Annotated in this window: 2 protein-coding genes; both read right to left on the bottom strand. The window is 35.3% G+C overall.

The annotated features are described in order from the left end of the window. Positions 1 to 303: hypothetical protein (locus N1032_RS27135; RefSeq protein ID WP_259543809.1), on the bottom strand; the 303-nt coding region annotated here is incomplete at its 3' end. An 18-nt stretch (positions 304 to 321) separates the two neighbouring features. Then, positions 322 to 558 (bottom strand): hypothetical protein (locus tag N1032_RS27130; RefSeq protein ID WP_259543808.1); only part of this gene is annotated, 237 nt, incomplete at its 5' end.

Genomic DNA, 558 nt, shown 5'->3' with positions numbered 1-558 from the left:
AATGATTTCTTTTGTAGGTAGATTCTGGTCTAACCTCACATAACCCTCATTAAGAACCGGTTTAAGGTCGTATAGATGTGGGTGTGTTTCATAAGACACATTTGATAGGTCTTTGACAATTTCTTTCTTTTCGGCCGTGTAGGTAAATGTCTTTTGACCTTTGTTGTTTACCTTTTTCAATTTCAATTCCCCGTCCTCGGTTGATTCCCAAGTTTGAGTGTCTGGGTTGAATTGTTTCTTTTGAATTAACACTTCTGCCTCTTGGTAAACATTAAGAAACTTGTCCTTAATCAGTTTTTCCATAGAGGTAATTTCTTTTTCTCATTCCTTTAATGGTTGTTGTAGAGAATCGACAATTTGTTTTAATTCTTCTTTACGCTTGTCGTAAGTTTTCTTTTTGACTGCTAACGCTCCGGCCGGAACTTTCAAGTCCTCTGGCGTCTTGGCGTTGTCTATAATTGAGATAATTTGTTCTTTGCTCTCAATTTTGTTTAATTGTTTTAATAATGACATATGTGCTCCTTTTATCTTTTTTATTAAAAAACTCCATACCGAGCA

Origin of the sequence: Herbiconiux daphne (genome assembly GCF_024979295.1) — a bacterium.
GTDB lineage: Bacteria > Actinomycetota > Actinomycetes > Actinomycetales > Microbacteriaceae > Herbiconiux > Herbiconiux daphnes.
The sequence above is the reverse complement of the archived record's forward strand: the minus strand, read 5'-3'. Positions and strand labels throughout refer to the sequence as shown.